General features: G+C 38.0%; 25 protein-coding genes. 10 read left to right on the plus strand and 15 right to left on the minus strand.

The window, feature by feature from the left end; genetic code table 11:
* Positions 1–143: 143 nt before the first annotated feature.
* Together ACFE6N_RS22475 and ACFE6N_RS22480 are read right to left on the minus strand one after the other, a co-directional pair.
* Positions 144–608: a hypothetical protein gene (locus ACFE6N_RS22475; RefSeq protein ID WP_378940094.1), complete on the minus strand. Its 465-nt coding sequence runs from the start codon at positions 606–608 to the stop codon at positions 144–146.
* 5 nt (positions 609–613) lie between these two features.
* Positions 614–1,114 (minus strand): YdeI/OmpD-associated family protein, encoded by a 501-nt coding sequence (locus tag ACFE6N_RS22480; RefSeq protein ID WP_378940095.1) that lies wholly within the window; start codon positions 1,112–1,114, stop codon positions 614–616.
* Positions 1,115–1,290: 176 nt separating this feature from the next.
* Here ACFE6N_RS22480 and ACFE6N_RS22485 point away from each other — a divergent pair, with 176 nt between their 5' ends.
* Complete coding sequence (locus tag ACFE6N_RS22485) at positions 1,291–1,845, plus strand: pyridoxamine 5'-phosphate oxidase family protein (RefSeq protein ID WP_378940096.1); 555 nt, start codon at positions 1,291–1,293, stop codon at positions 1,843–1,845.
* 105 nt (positions 1,846–1,950) lie between these two features.
* Here ACFE6N_RS22485 and ACFE6N_RS22490 read toward each other — a convergent pair whose 3' ends face one another.
* From ACFE6N_RS22490 to ACFE6N_RS22510, 5 genes are all read right to left on the minus strand, one after another.
* Complete coding sequence (locus tag ACFE6N_RS22490; protein ID WP_335321652.1) at positions 1,951–2,163, minus strand: hypothetical protein; 213 nt, start codon at positions 2,161–2,163, stop codon at positions 1,951–1,953.
* 136 nt (positions 2,164–2,299) lie between these two features.
* Entirely contained in the window at positions 2,300–4,009 is a 1,710-nt protein-coding gene (gene lysS / locus ACFE6N_RS22495; protein WP_378940097.1) for a lysine--tRNA ligase, read from the minus strand.
* A gap of 81 nt (positions 4,010–4,090) precedes the next feature.
* Positions 4,091–4,474 carry a helix-turn-helix domain-containing protein gene (locus ACFE6N_RS22500; protein WP_378940098.1) on the minus strand — a complete coding sequence of 128 codons (384 nt, stop codon included), beginning with the start codon at positions 4,472–4,474 and terminating at the stop codon, positions 4,091–4,093.
* Positions 4,475–4,477: 3 nt separating this feature from the next.
* A complete protein-coding gene (locus ACFE6N_RS22505) occupies positions 4,478–4,783 on the minus strand; it encodes a type II toxin-antitoxin system HigB family toxin (RefSeq protein WP_378940099.1) in 306 nt (101 codons plus the stop codon).
* Between the two features lie 38 nt (positions 4,784–4,821).
* Positions 4,822–6,735, minus strand: a complete 1,914-nt coding sequence (locus ACFE6N_RS22510) for an AMP-dependent synthetase/ligase (protein ID WP_378940100.1) — start codon at positions 6,733–6,735, stop codon at positions 4,822–4,824.
* 294 nt (positions 6,736–7,029) lie between these two features.
* Between ACFE6N_RS22510 and ACFE6N_RS22515 the strand changes: the two genes are divergently transcribed.
* On the plus strand, positions 7,030–7,743 hold the full coding sequence (locus tag ACFE6N_RS22515) for a hypothetical protein (RefSeq protein ID WP_378940101.1): 714 nt from the start codon (positions 7,030–7,032) through the stop codon (positions 7,741–7,743).
* A 53-nt stretch (positions 7,744–7,796) separates the two neighbouring features.
* Here ACFE6N_RS22515 and ACFE6N_RS22520 read toward each other — a convergent pair whose 3' ends face one another.
* The 3 genes from ACFE6N_RS22520 to ACFE6N_RS22530 all read right to left on the minus strand — a co-directional run bounded on the left by ACFE6N_RS22520 (position 7,797) and on the right by ACFE6N_RS22530 (position 9,942).
* Positions 7,797–8,123 (minus strand): iron-sulfur cluster assembly accessory protein, encoded by a 327-nt coding sequence (locus ACFE6N_RS22520; protein ID WP_090987437.1) that lies wholly within the window; start codon positions 8,121–8,123, stop codon positions 7,797–7,799.
* Positions 8,124–8,206: 83 nt separating this feature from the next.
* Positions 8,207–8,620 (minus strand): Fe-S cluster assembly scaffold IscU, encoded by a 414-nt coding sequence (gene iscU / locus ACFE6N_RS22525; RefSeq protein ID WP_039476200.1) that lies wholly within the window; start codon positions 8,618–8,620, stop codon positions 8,207–8,209.
* A gap of 110 nt (positions 8,621–8,730) precedes the next feature.
* Positions 8,731–9,942, minus strand: a complete 1,212-nt coding sequence (locus tag ACFE6N_RS22530; protein WP_378940102.1) for an IscS subfamily cysteine desulfurase — start codon at positions 9,940–9,942, stop codon at positions 8,731–8,733.
* 117 nt (positions 9,943–10,059) lie between these two features.
* Here ACFE6N_RS22530 and mce point away from each other — a divergent pair, with 117 nt between their 5' ends.
* Both mce and ACFE6N_RS22540 read left to right on the plus strand, forming a co-directional pair.
* Positions 10,060–10,467, plus strand: coding sequence for a methylmalonyl-CoA epimerase (gene mce, locus ACFE6N_RS22535; RefSeq protein ID WP_090987433.1), 408 nt, complete (start codon positions 10,060–10,062; stop codon positions 10,465–10,467).
* 297 nt (positions 10,468–10,764) lie between these two features.
* The gene (locus ACFE6N_RS22540; protein ID WP_145861376.1) at positions 10,765–11,049 is read left to right on the plus strand and encodes a hypothetical protein; all 285 of its coding nucleotides are present in this window, start codon (positions 10,765–10,767) and stop codon (positions 11,047–11,049) included.
* On the opposite strand, the gene ACFE6N_RS22545 is transcribed toward ACFE6N_RS22540, so the two are convergent.
* Both ACFE6N_RS22545 and ACFE6N_RS22550 read right to left on the minus strand, forming a co-directional pair.
* Positions 11,046–11,744, minus strand: a complete 699-nt coding sequence (locus ACFE6N_RS22545; RefSeq protein ID WP_090987429.1) for a hypothetical protein — start codon at positions 11,742–11,744, stop codon at positions 11,046–11,048. The genes ACFE6N_RS22540 and ACFE6N_RS22545 overlap by 4 nt on opposite strands.
* A gap of 8 nt (positions 11,745–11,752) precedes the next feature.
* Positions 11,753–11,920 carry a hypothetical protein gene (locus tag ACFE6N_RS22550; protein WP_378940103.1) on the minus strand — a complete coding sequence of 56 codons (168 nt, stop codon included), beginning with the start codon at positions 11,918–11,920 and terminating at the stop codon, positions 11,753–11,755.
* 287 nt (positions 11,921–12,207) lie between these two features.
* Here ACFE6N_RS22550 and ACFE6N_RS22555 point away from each other — a divergent pair, with 287 nt between their 5' ends.
* The 6 genes from ACFE6N_RS22555 (at position 12,208) to ACFE6N_RS22580 (ending at position 17,292) form a co-directional block, all read left to right on the plus strand.
* Complete coding sequence (locus tag ACFE6N_RS22555) at positions 12,208–12,456, plus strand: type B 50S ribosomal protein L31 (RefSeq protein ID WP_025142617.1); 249 nt, start codon at positions 12,208–12,210, stop codon at positions 12,454–12,456.
* Positions 12,457–12,528: 72 nt separating this feature from the next.
* A complete protein-coding gene (locus ACFE6N_RS22560) occupies positions 12,529–13,695 on the plus strand; it encodes a putative sugar nucleotidyl transferase (protein ID WP_378940104.1) in 1,167 nt (388 codons plus the stop codon).
* 48 nt (positions 13,696–13,743) lie between these two features.
* A complete protein-coding gene (gene tpiA / locus ACFE6N_RS22565) occupies positions 13,744–14,505 on the plus strand; it encodes a triose-phosphate isomerase (RefSeq protein ID WP_378940105.1) in 762 nt (253 codons plus the stop codon).
* On the plus strand, positions 14,506–15,354 hold the full coding sequence (gene prmA / locus ACFE6N_RS22570; RefSeq protein ID WP_378940106.1) for a 50S ribosomal protein L11 methyltransferase: 849 nt from the start codon (positions 14,506–14,508) through the stop codon (positions 15,352–15,354).
* 186 nt (positions 15,355–15,540) lie between these two features.
* Positions 15,541–16,893, plus strand: a complete 1,353-nt coding sequence (locus ACFE6N_RS22575) for a UDP-N-acetylmuramate--L-alanine ligase (RefSeq protein ID WP_378940107.1) — start codon at positions 15,541–15,543, stop codon at positions 16,891–16,893.
* Positions 16,894–16,965: 72 nt separating this feature from the next.
* Positions 16,966–17,292: a helix-turn-helix domain-containing protein gene (locus ACFE6N_RS22580; protein WP_378940108.1), complete on the plus strand. Its 327-nt coding sequence runs from the start codon at positions 16,966–16,968 to the stop codon at positions 17,290–17,292.
* A 230-nt stretch (positions 17,293–17,522) separates the two neighbouring features.
* On the opposite strand, the gene ACFE6N_RS22585 is transcribed toward ACFE6N_RS22580, so the two are convergent.
* The 3 genes from ACFE6N_RS22585 to scpB form a co-directional block, all read right to left on the minus strand.
* The gene (locus tag ACFE6N_RS22585) at positions 17,523–18,641 is read right to left on the minus strand and encodes a GNAT family N-acetyltransferase (RefSeq protein WP_134203512.1); all 1,119 of its coding nucleotides are present in this window, start codon (positions 18,639–18,641) and stop codon (positions 17,523–17,525) included.
* A gap of 72 nt (positions 18,642–18,713) precedes the next feature.
* Positions 18,714–18,905 (minus strand): hypothetical protein, encoded by a 192-nt coding sequence (locus tag ACFE6N_RS22590; RefSeq protein ID WP_090987414.1) that lies wholly within the window; start codon positions 18,903–18,905, stop codon positions 18,714–18,716.
* Positions 18,906–18,983: 78 nt separating this feature from the next.
* Positions 18,984–19,583 carry an SMC-Scp complex subunit ScpB gene (scpB, locus tag ACFE6N_RS22595; RefSeq protein WP_244278886.1) on the minus strand — a complete coding sequence of 200 codons (600 nt, stop codon included), beginning with the start codon at positions 19,581–19,583 and terminating at the stop codon, positions 18,984–18,986.
* Positions 19,584–19,734 lie beyond the last annotated feature (151 nt).

Consider the following 19,734-nt stretch of genomic DNA (forward strand, 5'->3'; position numbering starts at 1 on the left):
CTAACTATTACTATTGGAAAACGACGCACCAAACGAAGTTATTCTAACAAACCGCCGTATACCGAACGGTACGTACGGTGGTGTGAGGAGACAGCAGGGAAACTAATTCCCTGCTTCTTACTCGATAGTCAAATTTTATGTACTTAGTGTTTGCAAAGGCCATGCACATTTTTGATGAGAATATCTGTGGTTAGCAAATGAGCGTTCAGTGGTTTTTGGGGAGCTGTAGTCCCGCTTTCTGTTATAAGCACCGCTGAAAAGCGGAGGCTTTCACTGCAATCGGGTTTAGGAACAAGGGTTTGTGCACCGTGCAACCCCACAAATGAAAATACTACCTTCGCCAATAGCCTTGGTTGCAGCGATACCCTGCAGCAACGAGGTGCAAGGCAGCGAAGCGTATAAGCGAAAACGGGGAGAAACATAGTGTTTTGTATCTGCGCGCAAAAAAATGGATCAATTTGGTTAAATGGTAGACCTGCATTATAAGCACCGCTGAAAAGCGGAGGATTTAACTGCGTCCGATAGCTAAGACGCTGCTCAGTCTTTAACTGCATTTTAACAATGCAGTTCAATGATCTCTCCACTATGCTTTGTTTCTCAGTTGACATGAGGATCACATTAACGGTGGTCTTCCAATAAATCTTTCTTCTCCCAACAAAAAAACGATTGCCCGTTTAACATTTTTATCTACTGATGCTTCTGTTTTAAGATTCTCAATATAGCCAACAATTTCTTTTTGTAAATAGGGCGAAAGACCATCAAACACTTCCTTTGCCTCTTGATGTTTAGCCAAAGCTTCGATCAATTTTGGGTGCATGTCAATAATACGTTCTTTAGGGTCAAATTCAATTTCGAAAGTTGCGGTGTCGCCTATACCCTTTCCGGCTGCTTTTCTCATGGGCATATTTAAGTACAAACGCCAATCTCCGGCATATTTAACCAGGGTTTGTTTAAACTCATGACCATCAATTTTCATTTTAACAGGTAGCTTTCCCTTATTTTTTCCAGATTGATGAAAAACATAATTTAATACTTCCTCTGGTACAAAAACAAAAGGGTTGATACCTATGATTTTAATTTCAGCAGCAAATGGTTTTGGCTTTTTAACATCCATAAATTAAAGATATGGCCTTCTACTAAAAATTCACAGTCATAGGCGAATAAATCCATTCTCCTCATTGCGTTAAAAACTCGTGGCCAATCGCTAAGCGCCTTACGCTACTCGCTTTCCGTAAAAACTCAAAACCAAATTCTACTTTTCATTGTAGTTTATATAAAATCTCAAAAACTATGGCAACATCACAAGAAGGGAGTACAAACAATACTCAGGAAGAAAATAATATCCAAGATTTAGGCGGTAAAGAAGCTATCGAAAAATTGAGAACTTTGGCCGAGAAGGCTGAAAGTTGTTTTTTTTGTACCAATATTAAAACAGGCGTACCCTTATCAGTAAGGCCAATGGCTATTCAGCAGGTTGATGATGAAGGTAATATCTGGTTTATGAGCATGAAAAACAGTCATAAAAATGATGAAATTTCAGCCGATCCTTTTACACATTTACTATTTCAGGCCGGCGCCCATTCAGGTTTTGTAAACATTTACGGTATTTCAGAAATCAGCAGAGATCAGGCCAAAATCGACGAACTTTGGAGTCCGTTTATTAAAACCTGGTTTCAGGGAGGGAAAGACGACCCGAATATTACACTGATCAAAGTAATACCTTCAGAAGGTTATTACTGGGATACCAAACACGGAACAGCCGTTGCATTTTTGAAAATGGCCGCGTCCGTAATTACAGGTAAAACAATGGATGATTCAGTAGAGGGATCTTTGGATGTTGACTAAATTTGGGTTAACTGTTTGAATTGGTTAACTGGTTAATTGTTCAAAGCAGTTAATCGGTTAATCATTAAATTAACTGTTCACTGGAAATTGCCAATTGAAAACTGACTATTTATCTCCCAAATAGTCAAAACCTTCAAAATCTTCTCTTTGTGCTCTTTTGCTTAAGATATCTTCTTCTTCAACCTGTACTCTGGAGAAGAATAAAGCTTCAGCCTGGATTCTTTTTATTAATTGGCGAACCAATGTTAAATCGAAAGCATCTTTGCTCAATTTAATGCAATATTCTCTTTCGTTGATTTCTAAACTTGACGTATTCATATGGCAACTGATTTTAATTATCGATTGCTGTAAATATAGAAAAGGCTTGCTAAACAATTGTTAGCAAGCCTTTTAAGTTTATGTTATGTTTTTGTTAAAAATCAGACTGGTGTTTTATCTGTGGGTTAACAAATTATTATTTATGCGATAGAAATAAGCCATCGTCTGTTTTGGCAACTTTCAAAATGCCTTTACCGGTTAAGGCTTTTAGGGCAGTATCCCATTTTTTATTGCTCCAATCGGTTAGTTTTGCTTTTACATCCGCTAACAGATATTGTTCGCCTTCAGTAACTAACGAATATAATTCCGTTTCTTCAGCAGTCATTTCGATTTTCTTTTTCTCCGGACGCATTTGTGGGAAGAAAAGAACTTCCTGGATGGTACTTTGGTTGGTCATTAACATCACCAAACGATCGATACCAATACCTAAACCTGATGTTGGCGGCATACCATACTCTAAGGCACGTACAAAATCATCATCCATCGCCATAGCTTCATCATCACCACGTGCAGCTAATTTTAACTGATCTTCCAAACGTTCTTTCTGGTCAATCGGATCGTTCAATTCTGAATAAGCATTGGCAATTTCCTTACCATTCACAAACAGTTCAAAACGCTCTACCAAACCTGCTGCAGTGCGGTGTTTTTTAGCCAGTGGTGTCATTTCGATGGGGTAATCGGTAATGTAGGTTGGCTGGATTAAGTTTGCTTCTACTTTAGCCCCAAAAATCTCATCAATCAATTTACCGCGGCCCATGGTATCATCAATCTCGATACCTAAATCTTTACAGGTTTGTGCAATTTCATCTTCAGTCATTGCTGATACATCAATTCCTGTATATTTTTGGATCGATTCGTACATGGTTAGTTTTTCATACGGTCCTTCGAAATTAATTTCGTTGGCACCGACTTTAACAACACTTGAACCAGTGGTTGCAATAGCCACCTTTTCTAAACATTCCTCAACCATGGCCATCATCCAGATATAATCTTTATAGGCCACATAAATCTCCATAGAAGTAAACTCAGGGTTATGCGTACGGTCCATTCCTTCATTGCGGAACATTTTACCGAACTCATACACACCGTCAAAACCGGCAACAATTAATCTTTTTAGATAAAGCTCATTTGCAATGCGCAAATAAAGCGGCATATCTAAAGTATTATGGTGTGTAGCAAACGGACGTGCCGCAGCACCACCATGGATAGGCTGTAGGATAGGGGTTTCCACTTCCATCCAACCCTGGTTGTCGAAATAACTGCGCATGGTGTTGATCACCTTGCTGCGTTTAATAAAGATCTGTTTGTAATCAGGATTTACCGTTAAATCTACATAACGCATGCGGTAACGCAGTTCCGGATTGGTAAATTCATCATATACGTTTCCTTTATCATCACGTTTAACGATTGGTAGTGGGCGTAATGACTTAGAAAGTACCTTAAATTCAGTTACATGTATAGAAATTTCACCAGTTTGTGTAGTAAATACATATCCTTTAACCCCAATGAAATCGCCGATGTCTAAAAGTTTTTTAAATACGGTATTGTATAGTGTTTTATCTTCCCCAGGACAAAGTTCATCACGCTTTAGGTAGATCTGAATTCTGCCTGTAGAATCCTGTAACTCCGTAAAAGAAGCAGCACCCATAATATTCCGGCTCATAATTCTACCTGCCAATACTACGGTCTTGTATGCTGTTTTATCTACTTCATAATTGGCTAATATATCTGCTGCGTAAGCATTCACTTCATAAGCTTCTGCAGGATATGGCTCAATGCCTAATGCACGTAATTGTTTTAGCGACTCACGTCGTAATTGCTCTTGTTCTGATAATCCTATACTCATTTCGGGTATTTTTTGCAAAAGTAAGAATTTGCCTTTGCAATTAGTAATTTTTCAATAGCTCACTTATGTAGAGCTGTTAGTTTATGCGTACTTAAGAATAATAGCGGGATCTATTTTAAGTTCACTATATATCGCTTTTAATAAGCTCACGTCAACTTCTCTCTTCCCGTTTAATATTTGCGATAACTTAGGCTTCCCAACATGAAGTTTTTCAGCTAGTTTCGTGCGGTTCATTTTGTTTTTGTACATAAACGCTTCCAGCACGTCAACTAGACTTTTAGGCTCGGACTGAGGTATTAAATTTAATTCCTCATTTTCATATCGTTCCGCTTCTAAAGAGAGGATTTGAAGCCTGTTCAACTCAGTGTCAGATAGATTATCTTCTCCTTTATTCATCAAACTGTAAACTTCAACCATTGTAGAATGGTATTGCTCTTTGCTTAATATTTTAAATGAATTATTCATCTTTTAATTTTTAAACTTCACTGTTTTTGCTTCGATTTTGTCATACATCTGGTGTGTACCTATAAAAAGTATAAACAATGTTCTGGTTTTAAAGATAATTAGCGCAACAAGTCTAAAGTTGTTACCTTTTATATTGAAAACATACCTATCGTTTCCAACACTGTCGGCACTTCCAAAATCTCTTCTCAACTCATTAAAATTACTCCAGTTTGCATCCTTGACCGCCTGATACCATTTCAAAAACGCTTCCGCTGAATCGGGATAATCTGCAATAAAATTATTTAAAATTGTTTTTGAAATAACAACCATTGTTTCAAAATTAGAAAATAAATTTCATATATTGAAATTTAATCCGCTTCTATACCTTCTTCATACATTTCATCAATTGCTTCGGCATATTTTTTTTCTACAATGCGGCGTTTAACCTTCAGGGTTGGAGTGATTTCCCCTTCATCGATATTGAAAGGATTGCGCTTGATCTTAAAATTCTTAATGCGCTCAAATTTGGCCAGTTCGTTAGATATTTTCTTAATGTCCTGCTCCATCCAGTCGATAATTTCAGGATTGCTGATAAAAGGATCGGCCTCTTCAAAAAATGAAGGTTTAAGTTTAAAGGTTTCTTCGAGCGTTTCGCGGTTTGGAATAATGATCGCCGTAATAAACTCACGTTTATCGCCGATCAAAAACAATTGATCGATCTTCGGGCTTTTTAGGTAAATGTTTTCTACAGGTGTAGGATACACATTTTTACCGTAGGCATTTACGATCATGTTTTTTAAGCGATCGGTGATCTGAAGATTACCCTTGTAAAAACGGCCAATATCACCCGTGTGGAACCACATATCTTTATCAATAGCCTCGGCAGTTTCCGCAGGCTTGTTGAAATAACCTTTCATTACGCAATGGCCACGTACAATTACTTCACCTTCTGCACATTCAAAATCTTCACTAAAAGTATTATGGGTTTGAATGCTGATCATTTCTTTACTCTCCACGTCTTGTATCGCTACTTCAATGCCGGGAATAATCCGACCAACGGTGCCATAAACCTGTCTGTGGTATTCGGTAACCGACATTACCGGCGAAGTTTCGGTTAATCCAAAACCTTCCAGTATTTTAATGCCAAGATCGCCAAAAAACTCCCCTACATTTTTAGGTAGAGCGGCACCGCCAGAAATCATGAATTTTAATCTTCCACCGGTTTTTTCCTTAATCTTGCTGAATACCAGTTTCTCTGCAATGCCTTTTTTTGCCGATAGGATCAACCCTGGGTTTTCACCGGCCTCTTTTGCTAGCCTATACTTATTGCCAATTTCCAGTGCCCAGGTAAATATTTTCGCTTTTGTGCCGCCGCCTGCAGTACCACCTTTAATTGCTTTGTCATGTATGCGTTCCAGTAATCGCGGCACACAACTCATTACGGTAGGACGAACTTCGCCCATGTTTTTGGCCAATAACTCTAAACTTTGTGCAAAGGCTATTTTACAGCCCTGGGCGCAGCAAACATGGTAAGTTGCGGTACGTTCGAAAACGTGCGATAACGGTAAGAAAGAAAGGAAAGTTTCAGTTTGATCGATTACCGGAATTTGCTGCAAACACACCTCTACATTTTTCACAAAATTATAGTGGGTAAGCATTACACCCTTCGGAGTTCCTGTTGTTCCTGAAGTATAAATTAATGAGGAAACATCCTGCGGGAGTACAAGGCTCCTGCATTGGTCAATTTCGGCCCTTTCTGCTGCCGTAATTTGATGTTTAAGCGCTAAGATGTCAGAAAAAGCAATTACTTCTACATTTACATCTGCCGGGATTGTAACCTTTTCAAAATCTTTGAAAGCAGGAATGATATATTTTAATTCTTTACAATTTGCCGCAACTTTTAAAACCTTGCGGTAAAGAAAATTATTCCCAACCAGAATAGCTTTTATTCCTGAATCGTTAATAATATAGGCTACTTCCTGTTCGGAAAGTGTAGGATAAATAGAGACATTAATTACACCAATTTGCTGAATACCCTGGTCATAATAGACATATTCCGGAGAATTCTCAATCATTAAACCCAAACGATCGCCTTTTTCGATTCCTTTTTCCAGAAAAAATGCAGAAACTGCATCCGCTCGTTTTAAAGTATCTTCATAAGAAATTTCTGTCCATTCTGCTCCCTGTTTGTGGATTAAGAAAGTTTCCTGAGGTTTATGGATATTTTTAACAACATTCCGTAATAAGGTAGGAACAGTTGAAAATTCTTCTATTAATGGCATGCTCGTAATGGGTTCGCTGATAATAATTAACAATTATAAGGCTTTTTGGTTTAATAATGGCAACTGTATCATCAACCTGTTCCAAAATTTTTTTAAAAATATAATTTAATAGCCTGTAAAATGTCGTCAGAAAAACGGACAATGGCTTCGTTGAAAACCTGATGTAAATACCTGATTTTAGGTAGATCAATATAGTGGTTTCCCGTTATTTTTAATCCAGGGTTGCCAAATTATTGGTTATGGCATTACAGTTGCAAATCTGCATTTCAGTACTTAAAAATTAAAAATTGTATGATGAAAAAACCAATAACAAGATTAACTATGGTAGTTAAAGGATGTACATTTGCTTTAATAGTAGGTTTGGTGTTGCAACTGGCGGCTTGCTCTAAAAATAACGATATTAATCCGAGCGATGAAGAGATCTTAAGCAAAAAAATCGAGGATATTATTCCGCAAAAGTATGTGGATAGCTTGACCAAATTAGGTTTTACCATAAATAAGGGTACTACGCCCCCAAATATTGATGGTGCATACTTATTTAAGCCCTTTACCATAAAGAGCAGTAATATACCCAACGATCCCTATCATCCTGGTTATGTGCTTAATGATGGGGTAATTAAACTTTATGAGCAAAGTACTACTGATTTCAGCATTAAAATGTTGGGGAAAAACTTTATTGGTGCTGCAGATACCAGCGTGGTAACCGCCATTAGTGGAGGTGGAAATAAATTTACCGTTTACGGAAAGGTAAAAGCTTACAGAAACGGTGGATATAGTTTTTACGCTTTTTTAATGTCAGGAGAAAAAGATGGCAATAACATTAAAAACGGAATTGCGGGGATCATAAACATCGACGATTCTCATGCCGGATTTGGTACCATTGCAGAGGGACAAGGCAGGGTTGCATTTGACGGCGATTATACTTCTGAGCCTACAGATTTCAATAGCAAAATGGCCGTGATTACCGAAAGAGGTATCATGAGCAGTAAAACATTCCAACTCAAATAACAAAAAAAGCGGCTCGGAAAATATCCAAAGCCGCTTTCTTTTTAATTCTAATTTTATACAGAGAAACTCTCTCCACAACCACAGGTACGACTTGCATTTGGATTTACAAAATTGAAACCCTTTCCATTCAAACCATCGGTAAAATCTAATTCAGTTCCGGCCAGGTAGAGGAAAGATTTCATATCTAAAGCAATCTTAATTCCTTTATCTTCAAAAAACTGATCCCCTTTTTGTTCCTCGTTATCGAAATCTAAATTGTATGATAAACCAGAGCAACCGCCACCTTTTACTGAAACACGTAAAAAGTAATCAGAACCCATTTCCGAATCCTGCATTAAGTGCTCAATTTTGTCTTTTGCTTTATCTGTTATCGTAATCATAGTATCGAGTATTTAGTATCAAGAATCGAGTATCAAGTATCAAGTTGAAATATAATCTTGATACTTGATACTTACTACTGATATTAATGATGTGATTTTTCCAGCGCAATCGCTTCTAAACCATTTTTAACACGGTAATCGTTAATGGCAGATTTAATTGCATCTTCTGCCAATACTGAGCAGTGGATTTTTACTGGTGGTAAAGCCAATTCTTCCACAATGTCCATGTTATCAATAGCCAATGCCTCATCAATTGTTTTTCCTTTTAACCATTCTGTTGCTAACGATGAAGAAGCAATAGCCGAGCCGCAACCGAATGTTTTAAATTTAGCATCGGTAATGACGTTGTCTTCTCCAACCTCAATTTGCAAGCGCATTACGTCGCCACACTCAGGTGCACCAACTAACCCGGTGCCTACAAATTTACTGTCTTTATTTAGAGTACCTACATTACGCGGGTTATTGTAATGATCAATTACTTTTTCTGAATATGCCATGTTTTCTATTTATTAAGCCTCCTTTCGGAGCAAATTTTTAAATTATCTGTTTGGCGCTAGGCGTTCTGCGTATGACAGTAGGCGTCTAACCTTCCAGCCTTCAACCTTTCTTAGTGTTCTGCCCACTCAATTTTGCTCAAATCGATTCCTTCCTTAAACATTTCCCAAAGTGGAGAAAGTTCTCTCAGGTGATTAACCGCTCTTTGAGTGACTTCAATGGCCTGATCAATTTCTGCTTCGGTAGTAAACCTTCCTAAACCATAACGGATAGAAGAGTGTGCTAAATCATCAGATAGACCTAAGCTTTTCAATACATATGATGGTTCTAAAGATGCTGAAGTACAAGCTGATCCTGAAGATACCGCCAAATCACTCATCGCCATCATTAAACCTTCACCCTCAACATATTTGAAAGAAATATTAGCTACATGTGGCAAGCGGTGTTGTGTGTTACCATTAACATAGCTTTCTTCCATTTGGCTTAACGTAGATTCCAATTTATCGCGCAAAGCTGATAAACGGATAGCCTCGCTTTCCATTTCTAACCGGCAAAGTTCACAAGCTTTACCTAAACCTACAATACCCGGAACGTTTAAGGTACCTGAACGCATACCGCGCTCGTGGCCACCGCCATCCATTTGTGCAGTAACTTTAACCCTTGGGTTTTTACGGCGAACATAAAGTGCACCAACACCTTTCGGACCGTACATTTTGTGTGCAGAGAAAGCCATTAAGTCAATGCCATCAGCATTTACATCAACCGGAATTTTACCGACTGCCTGTGTAGCATCAGTCATAAATAAAGCACCATGTTTGTGGGCAATGGCTGCAATTTCTTTAACAGGCTGAATTACACCAATTTCATTATTGCCATACATAATTGAAACTAAAATCGTTTCAGGAGTCATGGCCGCTTCCAGTTCAGCCAGATCAATTAAACCGTCTTCTTTAACACCTAGATAAGTAACGCGTGCGCCATTTTTTTCTAAGTGTTTACAGGTATCTAAAACTGCTTTATGTTCAGTAACCGCCGTAATAATGTGGTTACCTTTTTCTTTATACATTTCAAATACACCTTTAATCGCCAGGTTATCGGCTTCAGTAGCACCTGATGTAAAAATAATTTCTTTTTCAGTACAGCCGATTAATTTGGCTACCTCCTCGCGGGCATAATCTACGCCCTCTTCAGCCACCCATCCAAAAGCATGGTTACGGCTTGCGGCGTTTCCAAATTTTTCAGTAAAGTAAGGTAGCATGGCTTCCAGCACACGTGGATCTAACGGTGTTGTAGCATTATTATCTAAATATATCGGCTGTTTCATCTCTATTCTGTTAATTATAATACAAAGATACGAAAAAACTTATTTAACAATTATAAATAATAGCTATGAGCTTATAGAGAAAAGCTGCATTTTTACATTAACATAACCTTATACCCTATGAAAAAGATAGAACACATCGGTATCGCGGTAAAAGACCTTAACCGTTCCATAGCCATATACGAGAAACTGCTCAATACCGATTGTTATAAAACCGAACAGGTGGCATCCGAACTGGTCAATACCGCTTTCTTTAAAACCGGCGAGAATAAGGTAGAGTTGCTTCAGGCTACTGCACCAGATAGCGCTATCGCTAAATTTATCGAGAAAAAGGGGGAGGGGATTCATCATATCGCTTTCCTGGTTGATGATATCCTGGCAGAAATGGAAAGACTGCATAAAGAAGGTTTTGTGTTGCTCAATGATTCTCCAAAAAAGGGTGCAGACAATAAAATGGTGTGTTTTGTTCATCCAAAAGATACCAATGGTGTGTTGATTGAAATTTGCCAGGAAATTAAATGGATTTAATTCGTGCGTCACCCTGAATTTATTCCAGGGTCTTTTGAAAACGAACGGTCTCTTGTTCCGTAGCATCTAAAGTCCTGCTAACCGTAATAGTCCCGCAGAAACCTGTGAAACAAGCAAGCACACCATAAGCATAAGACAAAATAGCGCTTAAATCAAGAGTTGCCGCTTTTACCAAATTTATTTAATTTTCGACTTTGCTTCTTTGGGCAGTGTAAATTGCCTAAGCCCAATATGAACAACTTCTATGCTAACAAACTTTAATCTTGAAATCCTGCAATCTTAAAAAAAACCTGCTCCATGTCACTAATTAACATCATCAGCAAAGATTTCGATATCCCGGATCAACTTGCTGAAAATCAACTGCGCGTGCTTCTTATTGACGCTTTTGCCTATCTGATTGATAACGATTTTCCTAAACTGATCCAGATTTTATATAAAGCCGATGTAGACCAGTATAAATTAAAGGAGCTGTTGGAGACGGTGGAAGGTTCAAGTTCAGCTGAAGTAATTGCTGATGCCTATATCGCGCGGCAGATGGCCAAAATAGAAACCTGGAAAAAATATAGTCCGAAGAAAGATTAGGTGGCTTCTTCCTGTACAGGATTAAAGCGGTTATACATATCCATATCGAAAAACGAAACTGAGTTGATCTTATCTGCTTTCAGCACGAGATCGGTTTTCAGCTCATCGGTATTTGCTACAGAGCCATCCTCAATATAGCTGGCATAAACGGTTAAATACTGCGTGGTAAAAACCAGTTCCTTGTCATCAGTTCTGCGGTAACCACTAAATGCAGGAGTAATGCGAATATAACTGGTGGTAAAGGGCTTTGGTAATTCTTTTACCCATCCGATGTAGAATTTGCCGCTGTCCATAGTGAACTGTAAAAGATGGGCATCGAAAAAAGATGAACTTAATAGTAATTCAAATTCGTTTCCTGAAGTAGCTATCGCCCTTTTTATGGCTTTAAGGCGATTAATGAAGAGATTAGCAATTTCTGTTGCCGCAACCGCAACAAACAACGAGAGGCTGGTCGTGCCGAAATAAGGAGTGTGTATCGGAAGTGATTTGCTGAGGTATTCAATCATTTCGGGCCAGATGGCAATGAAGATTGCCCTTAATATAAAACATGCACCAAGCAGTAAAATACCTGCAAAGGCGGCGTTCAGTAATATTCGTTGGCTTTCAAGCCGGTATTGTACATAACGCAGGTATCTGAACCTGATTAATATATAGTAGCCACCTACCAGAGGGAATAAAAGTAGGTTAAATGGCATCTATCAGGCTATTTCTTGTTTTTATCCTTTTCTATCTTTTTAAAGATATTTGATTGCATCAACGAGCTTACCATCTCAATCACCCTTGGCTGTGCAAAAAAATCAGGACTTTTAATATAGAGCTTCCCGCTGCTGTTGGCATGGATAATGCCATCTAATTCGCCGTGTTTTCTCATATATCAAACTTACATAAAATTTTAAATATCTGGAAAACAATATTCATCTTAAAAAGTTTAATTTTGCCAAACCGGGCCATTGGTATGTTTTCACACTTCCGCAAGCAGAAGAAAGATATAATTTAAAATTCTTTATTTAGGCTTGTAAATCAAAAATAAAATTAGGATATTTGCATCCTCTAAAATAGAGGTAGAAAGACTAATAGGAAATGTCATAAGCGTTGTTGCCAGCAAATTGCAAGAATGTTCTTGATGCTTTCACACAAATAACTAAAAATAATATTCAAATGAAAAAAGATTTGCACCCAACAAGCTACAGACCAGTTGTTTTTAAAGATATGTCTAACGAATATGCTTTCTTAACAAAATCTTGTGTAGATACTAAAGAAACAATTAAATGGGAAGATGGTAACGAGTATCCGCTTTATAAATTGGAGATTTCTCACACTTCACACCCTTTTTATACTGGTAAAATGAAATTGGTTGATACAGCAGGACGTATCGATAAATTTAAAAACCGTTACGCTAAGAAATAATTCTAGCAACAAAAAGCATTTTTTGAAGTCCCTTTGCCAAAAGCATCGGGACTTTTTTTATTTTTGCTGCTTATGACAATCAATCTATTTGATGATGCTTCCTGGATGTTCTTACGTCCACTTACGTTTACCAGACCTGTGGCCGATTTACGCATTGGTATTTTAACCATTGCCGAGAAATGGGCAAAACATTTAAAAGCTGATTTTGGCTTTCACACCCAGGATTACCTTTCTGTAAAATTTGCACCAAAGCCCGATGCCGATTTATGTATAAATGGTTCTGTTTGTCCTGACCAAGCCTTGCTTGATGCTATTTCCGGCCTTAAAGCGGGAGAAGCACTTTATCAAAACGATGTTGTTATAGCCTATATTGCTGATCAGCACGCACTTGAAGCGATTAAGTCGCTCAAGCAAATTGAATACTCCGGAGATTTCACACGTATTGTTTATCCGGAGCATATTTTCGGAAATAACCCTTCAGAGATCAGAAAAGATTTTAAACTGTTAACCGAAGGACGCAGCTCTGCAAAACTTAGTGGTACCAACCAGTTACTGGGCGATGATATTTTCCTGGAGGACGGTGCAAAAGCTGAGTGCAGCGTGTTTAATACTACTTATGGACCAATTTACATCGGTAAAAATGCCGAGGTTTGGGAAGGCTCTTTAATCAGGGGATCTTTTGCACTTTGTGAAAATTCATCCATAAAAATGGGCGCGAAGATCTATTCGGGTACTACAATTGGTCCCAACAGCCGTGCAGGTGGCGAAATTAACAACGCCGTAATCTGGGGTAACTCCGCAAAGGGCCATGAAGGATATCTGGGCAATTCGGTAATGGGCGAGTGGTGTAATATCGGCGCAGATACCAATAATTCGAATTTAAAAAACAATTATGCAGAGGTAAAACTTTATGATTACGAAACTCGGAAAATGCGCAACACCAGCCTCCAATTTTGTGGACTGATCATGGCCGACCACGCTAAAGCAGGTATTAATACCATGTTCAATACCGGTAGTGTGGTAGGGATTGGAGCCAATGTTTTTGGAGGTGGTTTTCCGCCAAATCACATACCCGATTTTAGTTGGGGCGGTGCGGCTGGTTTCGACATCTATAAGCTGCATAAAATGTTCGAAACTACCGAAAAGGTATTTGCAAGAAAAAATATGGCCTTTAATGAGGTAGAAAAAAACATGCTCAGCCGAATATTTGAATTAACCGAATCGTATAGGCGATTTTAATATAAAACCTGATCTTAAAAAGATCAACCAACCATTAAATAATATAAAATGAGAAAAAAGATTGTTGCCGGTAACTGGAAAATGAACCTGGATTATAACGAAGGCGTTTCGTTGTTCAGCGAAATCGTAAACATGGTTAAAGATGAGCGCAAAGGCGATCAAATCGCCATCATTTGTTCGCCATTTATCCATTTAAACAGCCTGGCAAAATTGGGTGGTAACGATGTTAAAATTGGCGCTCAAAATATCAGCGATAAGGAAAGTGGAGCCTATACGGGTGAAACTTCGGCCAAAATGGTGAAATCTGTAGGTGCAGAATATGTGATTTTGGGTCACTCAGAACGCAGACAATATTTTGCTGAAAGCGATGCTTTACTGGCAGAAAAAACTAAAATTGCTTTAGCCAACGGCTTAACGCCAATTTTCTGCATTGGCGAAACTTTGGATGAGCGTAACAACGGTAGTTATTATGAAGTATTGAAAAAGCAACTGGTAGAGGGGCTTTTTAGTTTAACTGAAGAAGATTTTAAAAAAATCGTGATCGCTTACGAACCTGTTTGGGCTATTGGAACGGGGTTGACTGCATCACCAGAACAGGCACAGGATATCCACGCTTTTATCCGCAGTGAGATTGAAGCGAATTATGGTTTTAATATAGCCGATGATACCACTATCTTATATGGTGGCAGTTGTAATCCGGGTAATGCCGCGAGCTTATTTGCGCAAAAAGATATTGATGGTGGCCTGATTGGTGGAGCATCGTTAAAATCACGCGATTTTACAGATATTATTAAAGCATTAAATAGCTAGATGCAATACATAAAAGCAATATTTACTTTCAAAAGTATCGAAGATTATCAACAGGATCTGCTTATCAGCGATCTTGCTGACCTGGGCTTCGATACTTTTGAAGATAGTGAGGCTGGTTTTACGGCTTTCGTTATTAAAGATAATTTTAACGAGCAGGAATTAAAAGATCTATTGGGCAATTACAGTGAGGAATTTGCAGCAGAATACACTTTAGAAGATGTTGCCGACGAAAACTGGAATGCAGAATGGGAGAAGAATTTTAGCCCGCTGATTATTGATGATGTGTGTTACGTGAGAGCGACGTTTCATGAGCCACAACCTTCATACCCTTACGAAATCGTAATTGATCCTAAAATGGCTTTCGGCACCGGCCACCATCAAACTACCACCATGATGATGCAGTATATCCTGGCTGCAGATTTAAAGGATAAACACATTCTGGATATGGGGTGCGGAACCGGAATCTTGGCTATTCTGGCTGCAAAATTAGGGGCTAAAAGTTTAATGGCCATCGATTACGATGATATCTGTTGTGAGAGTACAGTAGAAAATGCTGCGCTTAATGATGTAAATAATTTACAGGCACTTTGTGGTAGTAAAGAAGTCATTCCGGATGATGAATATGATGTTGTTTTTGCCAACATTAACAGGAATATATTATTAGATCAAATCCACCGTTATGCTGAGGTTTTAAAACCTGAAGGCAAAATTTTCTTCAGTGGCTTTTATTTGGATCCTGATTTGGCGATGATTACTGCCGAATGTGCTAAATATGGCATTAAATACGTTGATCATAAACAAAACGGTGATTGGGTAGCGGCACAGTTTGAGAAAAAGGTCGAAGGGTAGAAGGTAGAAGGTCGAAGGTTTGAGGTAGAAGGTTGAAGGGGGAAGACCGAGCGGTTAAGGTATTTAAGTGTTTGTTCTTTATTTTGTATCTTACATCTTTTGTCTCGTATCTCATTTGCTTGTCTAACATCTTATATCTAGCATCTCAAATCTCACATTTAGCATCTCAGATCTAAAACAAAAAATATGCGTATACATTTTATAGCAATTGGTGGGAGTGCCATGCACAACCTGGCCATTGCCCTACATAAAAAAGGTTATCAGATTTCAGGTTCAGACGATGTGATTTTCGAACCTGCAAAATCGCGTTTGGATAAATATGGTTTACTGCCAGCTGAAATGGGATGGAATGAAAATCGCATTTCCAACAAGCTGGATGCGGTAATATTGGGTATGCATGCCCGTATTGATAATCCGGAATTATTGAAAGCACAGGAATTGGGTGTTAAAATCTATTCTTATCCTGAATATATTTACGAACAGAGCAAGAATAAACTGCGTGTAGTAATTGGTGGCAGTCATGGTAAAACAACCATTACCAGCATGATTTTACATGTACTAAATTACTATAAGCGTGATTTTGATTATCTGGTCGGCGCGCAGCTTGCCGGTTTTGAAACCATGGTTAAAGTAACGGAAGAAGCTCCGGTAATGATTATTGAAGGCGATGAATACTTATCTTCTCCGATCGATAGACGACCAAAATTTCACCTGTATAAAGCAAATGTTGCGGTAATTAGCGGAATTGCCTGGGATCACATTAATGTTTTTCCAACCTATGCCGATTATACGTTGCAATTTGAAAAGTTTATTGATTCAATAGAAACAAAGGGTACGTTGATCTACTGTAAGGCAGATGCAGATTTGAATGAGATTGTGTCAAAATCAAAAGCTGATGTGACCAGGATCGGTTATGCTATCCCTGAACATGAAATCAGGAATGGAATCACTTATCTGCTTCCGGAAGAAACGGCATTGAAGATTTTTGGCGATCACAACCTCATGAACCTGAATGCCGCCAAATTGGTGTGTAAACAGTTAGCTATCAGTGAAAACGATTTTGATACAGCCATCGCATCATTTACCGGGGCTGCTAAACGTTTAGAGGTCATTTCAGCTGATGTATCAACCAATGTTTATAAAGACTTTGCACATTCACCGTCAAAACTAAAAGCGACTATTGATGCTGTTAAAGCCCAGTTTAACAGCCGTAAATTAGTAGCTTGTATAGAATTGCATACTTTTAGCAGTTTAAACAAAGATTTCCTGAAAGAATATAAAGGTGCGATGAATAAAGCCGATGAGGCCATTGTATTTATTGACATTAAATCTTTCGAACAAAAGCGAATGGAGCCTTTTTCTGAAGACGATGTGCAAAAGGCTTTCGCCAATCCAAAATTGAAGTTTTTTAATGACGCATCAAAGCTTAAAGATTATTTGTTGAGCTTAAATTACAAAGACGCCAATTTATTAATGATGAGCTCTGGCAATTATGCAGGTTTCGATTTGCCGGAACTTGCGGCCGCTATAAAGAAGTGAGATTTCAGACATGAGATTTGAGAGGGATATTTTCTCAAATCTCACCTCTCAAATCCCGGATCTAATTAAATTATGAAAAGTATTGGAGATCATATCAAACAAAGTAGGTTGTTACTGGGGCTAAGCCAGGCCGATGCGGCTAAAAAATTGAACATTTCCACTCCTGCTTTTTGTAAAATCGAAACGGGCCAGACCGATCTCAATATCTCGCGTTTACTCCAGATTTCGAAAATATTCAAAGTTCCGGTAATACAATTGATTACCGGGCAATCAGCATCATCAGAATCCGACTCCTCAAAAGAACTCATTGCGCTTAAAAAAGAACTGATCGAAAAAGAAGAGGAAATTAATAAACTCCGCAAAAAGGTGATTGACTTATACGATAAGCTTGGGATTTAAAATATCGCTTAATTGCCATAATGATGTTCGGCACAATAAAATATAGTCCTCTTTTGCAATGAGGATTAAAGAATATACATTTATAATTCGAATAAAATGGCTTAATGCTTACGGCGATACAATCGCCATTCTCTATCATCCGCGTTACAAACGCGGATGATGGAATGAGTATCAATTATAAAAAATGCTCGTGGAGACACGTACCTTGTCAGTTATCGAATCTGTTAAGGTTAAAATATCTTCCGCATTGTTAAGTGCTTTTTGCCAAATGTTGCGCCTGTAGCTTTATGGATGGCAATCATCTGTTCGTTAAAATCGCCTACCCAACTCAATTCAAGCTCTTTGTACTGGTTTTTAGGTAATACATATTCGCCTAAACGGATAAAAAGTACCGATTCTAAACCGTGTTTCTGGAATTTAGGTTTAGTGCCCATTACAATTGCCCTCATGCGCGTAACGCCCACCCAACGGCGGTAAGCAAACTTTAATTTTTCAATTAAACCCAGTTTCCCGTTAAAACCTTTGATCATTTGGTTTGCATCAGGAATCAACACGACAAATGATGCAGGTTCGCCATTGAAGTAAGCAAACTGAATCAGGTGTTCATCCATAATGGGTTCCATACTTTTAAAACTCTCTTCGAGGGTTTCTCTTTTGATGGGAACAAAGTTTTCAAAATTCTGCCAGCCATCATTGTAAATTTCCATTAAATCATTGATGTATTTGCTTGAATTGGATTTGCTGAAATATTCGAAGGTATAACCTGGTTTATTTCTAACCCAGTTGGCAATTTTTGTAAAACGTTCCGGAAAGGGTATGGTCAGATTAATATGGTTGGTCAATTGCTCATATTCGGTAACAAAACCATATTTCTCGAAAAATTTATGATAATAGGGGAAATTATAGTTCATGCCGAAAGACGGAGGGGTAAAGCCTTCAACCAATAGTCCCCAGAAACTATCGTTTTCACCAAAGTTAATCGGACCATCCATCGCTTTCATTCCATTTTCGGTTAACCAGTTTTTGGCGGTATCGAATAAAAGAAAGGCAGCTTTTTCATCATCAATACATTCGAAAAAACCCATTCCACCTGTTGGCTGGTCATAATGGTATGCTTTTTTCTCATTTATAAAAGCTGCTACACGGCCAATCAGTTTTCCTGCATCATCCTTTAATACCCAACGTGTACATTTTCCATGTGCAAAAAAGGTGTTTTTTTCAGGGTTAAAAACATTTTCAACTTCGCTATCCAGGGGACAGATCCAGTTTTTATCGTTTTTATATAAGATTTTTGGTGTGTTTAGAAAGTCTTTTTTTAATGATGAATTGCTTACGGATATAACTTGCATGGGCAGATTTTAAAATTAAAAAGCATCCTACCAAGCGGGCGGATGCTTTTTCAAATATATGTTTTTTAAATATTAATAATCGTCGTCGTCATCGTCAAAATTGTCGAAGTTGTCCAGATCATCTAATGGCAAGTCGAAATCATCATCGTCATCATCCTGAGGCTTCTTTTTTGTTGTTTGAATATCGTCATCTTCAAAATCATCATCTTCGTCTGCCTGTTTTTTGGCAGTCGGTTTAGTTGGGAGTTTCTTTGGCGCTGTCATAACACAAAAATAAAAATTGCTTTTATAGTTTAAAAATACAAAAAAACTTTTTTTAATAACAATCTGTGAATAAATAAATTAATTTATTTGCTCTACATTTTCTCCTACAGAATTTTCCTCTTTAACGATATCTTTTAACTGTGGAAGCTGGTTTAGGCTGTTTAAGCCAAAGTAATCCATAAACAATGTACTGGTACGGTAGAGGATAGGTCGGCCAGGGGTTTCCGCTTTTCCATCAATACTGATCAGTTCTTTCTCAAGCAGGCGTTGTACCGAATAATCAGAGTTTACGCCTCTTATCTGTTCAATTTCCAACTTGGTTATGGGCTGCCGGTAGGCGATAATGGCTAGTGTTTCCATCGCAGCCTGACTTAATTTTTTTTTGGAGCGATGTAACTGCAGTTGATTTACCGTTTCATGATAATCTTTTTTGGTTAAAAACTGGTAGCCATTGTTTAAAAATACCAATTCGATTGCCAAATCATCCTGGCTATACTTTTCCTTAATCTGCTCTATACTTTCGAAAACCTGTTCTTCTATAAACTCTTCATTAAAAACTGCATTTAAGGCAAGTATGATTTCTTGCGTACTGATGCTTTGGCTGGAAGAAAATATAAGCGCTTCAATGTGTCTGGTGATATTATGATTGGGCATATACAAAAATAAAATTTTCGACATAAAAAAAGCGGTCTCGCTTTTAAAAACAAGACCGCTTTCAACACACAAATGAAACCTGAATTAAGATATAGTTTTAGGTTAGGTTATTAAATATCTATATCAATTCTATAAGAACGTCTTTGATAAACACTATCGTTTATTTCTAATACAA

It is taken from the genome of Pedobacter sp. BG31 (genome assembly GCF_042464845.1).
Taxonomy (GTDB): Bacteria; Bacteroidota; Bacteroidia; order Sphingobacteriales; family Sphingobacteriaceae; genus Pedobacter; species Pedobacter suwonensis.

Excerpts from the sequence above, each read along its gene's own strand:
- ACFE6N_RS22475 (WP_378940094.1), bottom strand. The coding sequence starts at position 608 with ATGTCAACTGAGAAACAAAGCATAGTGGAGAGATCATTGAACTGCATT.
- ACFE6N_RS22480 (WP_378940095.1), bottom strand. The coding sequence starts at position 1,114 with ATGGATGTTAAAAAGCCAAAACCATTTGCTGCTGAAATTAAAATCATA.
- ACFE6N_RS22485 (WP_378940096.1), top strand. The coding sequence starts at position 1,291 with ATGGCAACATCACAAGAAGGGAGTACAAACAATACTCAGGAAGAAAAT.
- ACFE6N_RS22490 (WP_335321652.1), bottom strand. The coding sequence starts at position 2,163 with ATGAATACGTCAAGTTTAGAAATCAACGAAAGAGAATATTGCATTAAA.
- lysS (WP_378940097.1), bottom strand. The coding sequence starts at position 4,009 with ATGAGTATAGGATTATCAGAACAAGAGCAATTACGACGTGAGTCGCTA.
- ACFE6N_RS22500 (WP_378940098.1), bottom strand. The coding sequence starts at position 4,474 with ATGAATAATTCATTTAAAATATTAAGCAAAGAGCAATACCATTCTACA.
- ACFE6N_RS22505 (WP_378940099.1), bottom strand. The coding sequence starts at position 4,783 with ATGGTTGTTATTTCAAAAACAATTTTAAATAATTTTATTGCAGATTAT.
- ACFE6N_RS22510 (WP_378940100.1), bottom strand. The coding sequence starts at position 6,735 with ATGCCATTAATAGAAGAATTTTCAACTGTTCCTACCTTATTACGGAAT.
- ACFE6N_RS22515 (WP_378940101.1), top strand. The coding sequence starts at position 7,030 with ATGAAAAAACCAATAACAAGATTAACTATGGTAGTTAAAGGATGTACA.
- ACFE6N_RS22520 (WP_090987437.1), bottom strand. The coding sequence starts at position 8,123 with ATGATTACGATAACAGATAAAGCAAAAGACAAAATTGAGCACTTAATG.
- iscU (WP_039476200.1), bottom strand. The coding sequence starts at position 8,620 with ATGGCATATTCAGAAAAAGTAATTGATCATTACAATAACCCGCGTAAT.
- ACFE6N_RS22530 (WP_378940102.1), bottom strand. The coding sequence starts at position 9,942 with ATGAAACAGCCGATATATTTAGATAATAATGCTACAACACCGTTAGAT.
- mce (WP_090987433.1), top strand. The coding sequence starts at position 10,060 with ATGAAAAAGATAGAACACATCGGTATCGCGGTAAAAGACCTTAACCGT.
- ACFE6N_RS22540 (WP_145861376.1), top strand. The coding sequence starts at position 10,765 with ATGTCACTAATTAACATCATCAGCAAAGATTTCGATATCCCGGATCAA.
- ACFE6N_RS22545 (WP_090987429.1), bottom strand. The coding sequence starts at position 11,744 with ATGCCATTTAACCTACTTTTATTCCCTCTGGTAGGTGGCTACTATATA.
- ACFE6N_RS22550 (WP_378940103.1), bottom strand. The coding sequence starts at position 11,920 with ATGAGAAAACACGGCGAATTAGATGGCATTATCCATGCCAACAGCAGC.
- ACFE6N_RS22555 (WP_025142617.1), top strand. The coding sequence starts at position 12,208 with ATGAAAAAAGATTTGCACCCAACAAGCTACAGACCAGTTGTTTTTAAA.
- ACFE6N_RS22560 (WP_378940104.1), top strand. The coding sequence starts at position 12,529 with ATGACAATCAATCTATTTGATGATGCTTCCTGGATGTTCTTACGTCCA.
- tpiA (WP_378940105.1), top strand. The coding sequence starts at position 13,744 with ATGAGAAAAAAGATTGTTGCCGGTAACTGGAAAATGAACCTGGATTAT.
- prmA (WP_378940106.1), top strand. The coding sequence starts at position 14,506 with ATGCAATACATAAAAGCAATATTTACTTTCAAAAGTATCGAAGATTAT.
- ACFE6N_RS22575 (WP_378940107.1), top strand. The coding sequence starts at position 15,541 with ATGCGTATACATTTTATAGCAATTGGTGGGAGTGCCATGCACAACCTG.
- ACFE6N_RS22580 (WP_378940108.1), top strand. The coding sequence starts at position 16,966 with ATGAAAAGTATTGGAGATCATATCAAACAAAGTAGGTTGTTACTGGGG.
- ACFE6N_RS22585 (WP_134203512.1), bottom strand. The coding sequence starts at position 18,641 with ATGCAAGTTATATCCGTAAGCAATTCATCATTAAAAAAAGACTTTCTA.
- ACFE6N_RS22590 (WP_090987414.1), bottom strand. The coding sequence starts at position 18,905 with ATGACAGCGCCAAAGAAACTCCCAACTAAACCGACTGCCAAAAAACAG.
- scpB (WP_244278886.1), bottom strand. The coding sequence starts at position 19,583 with ATGTCGAAAATTTTATTTTTGTATATGCCCAATCATAATATCACCAGA.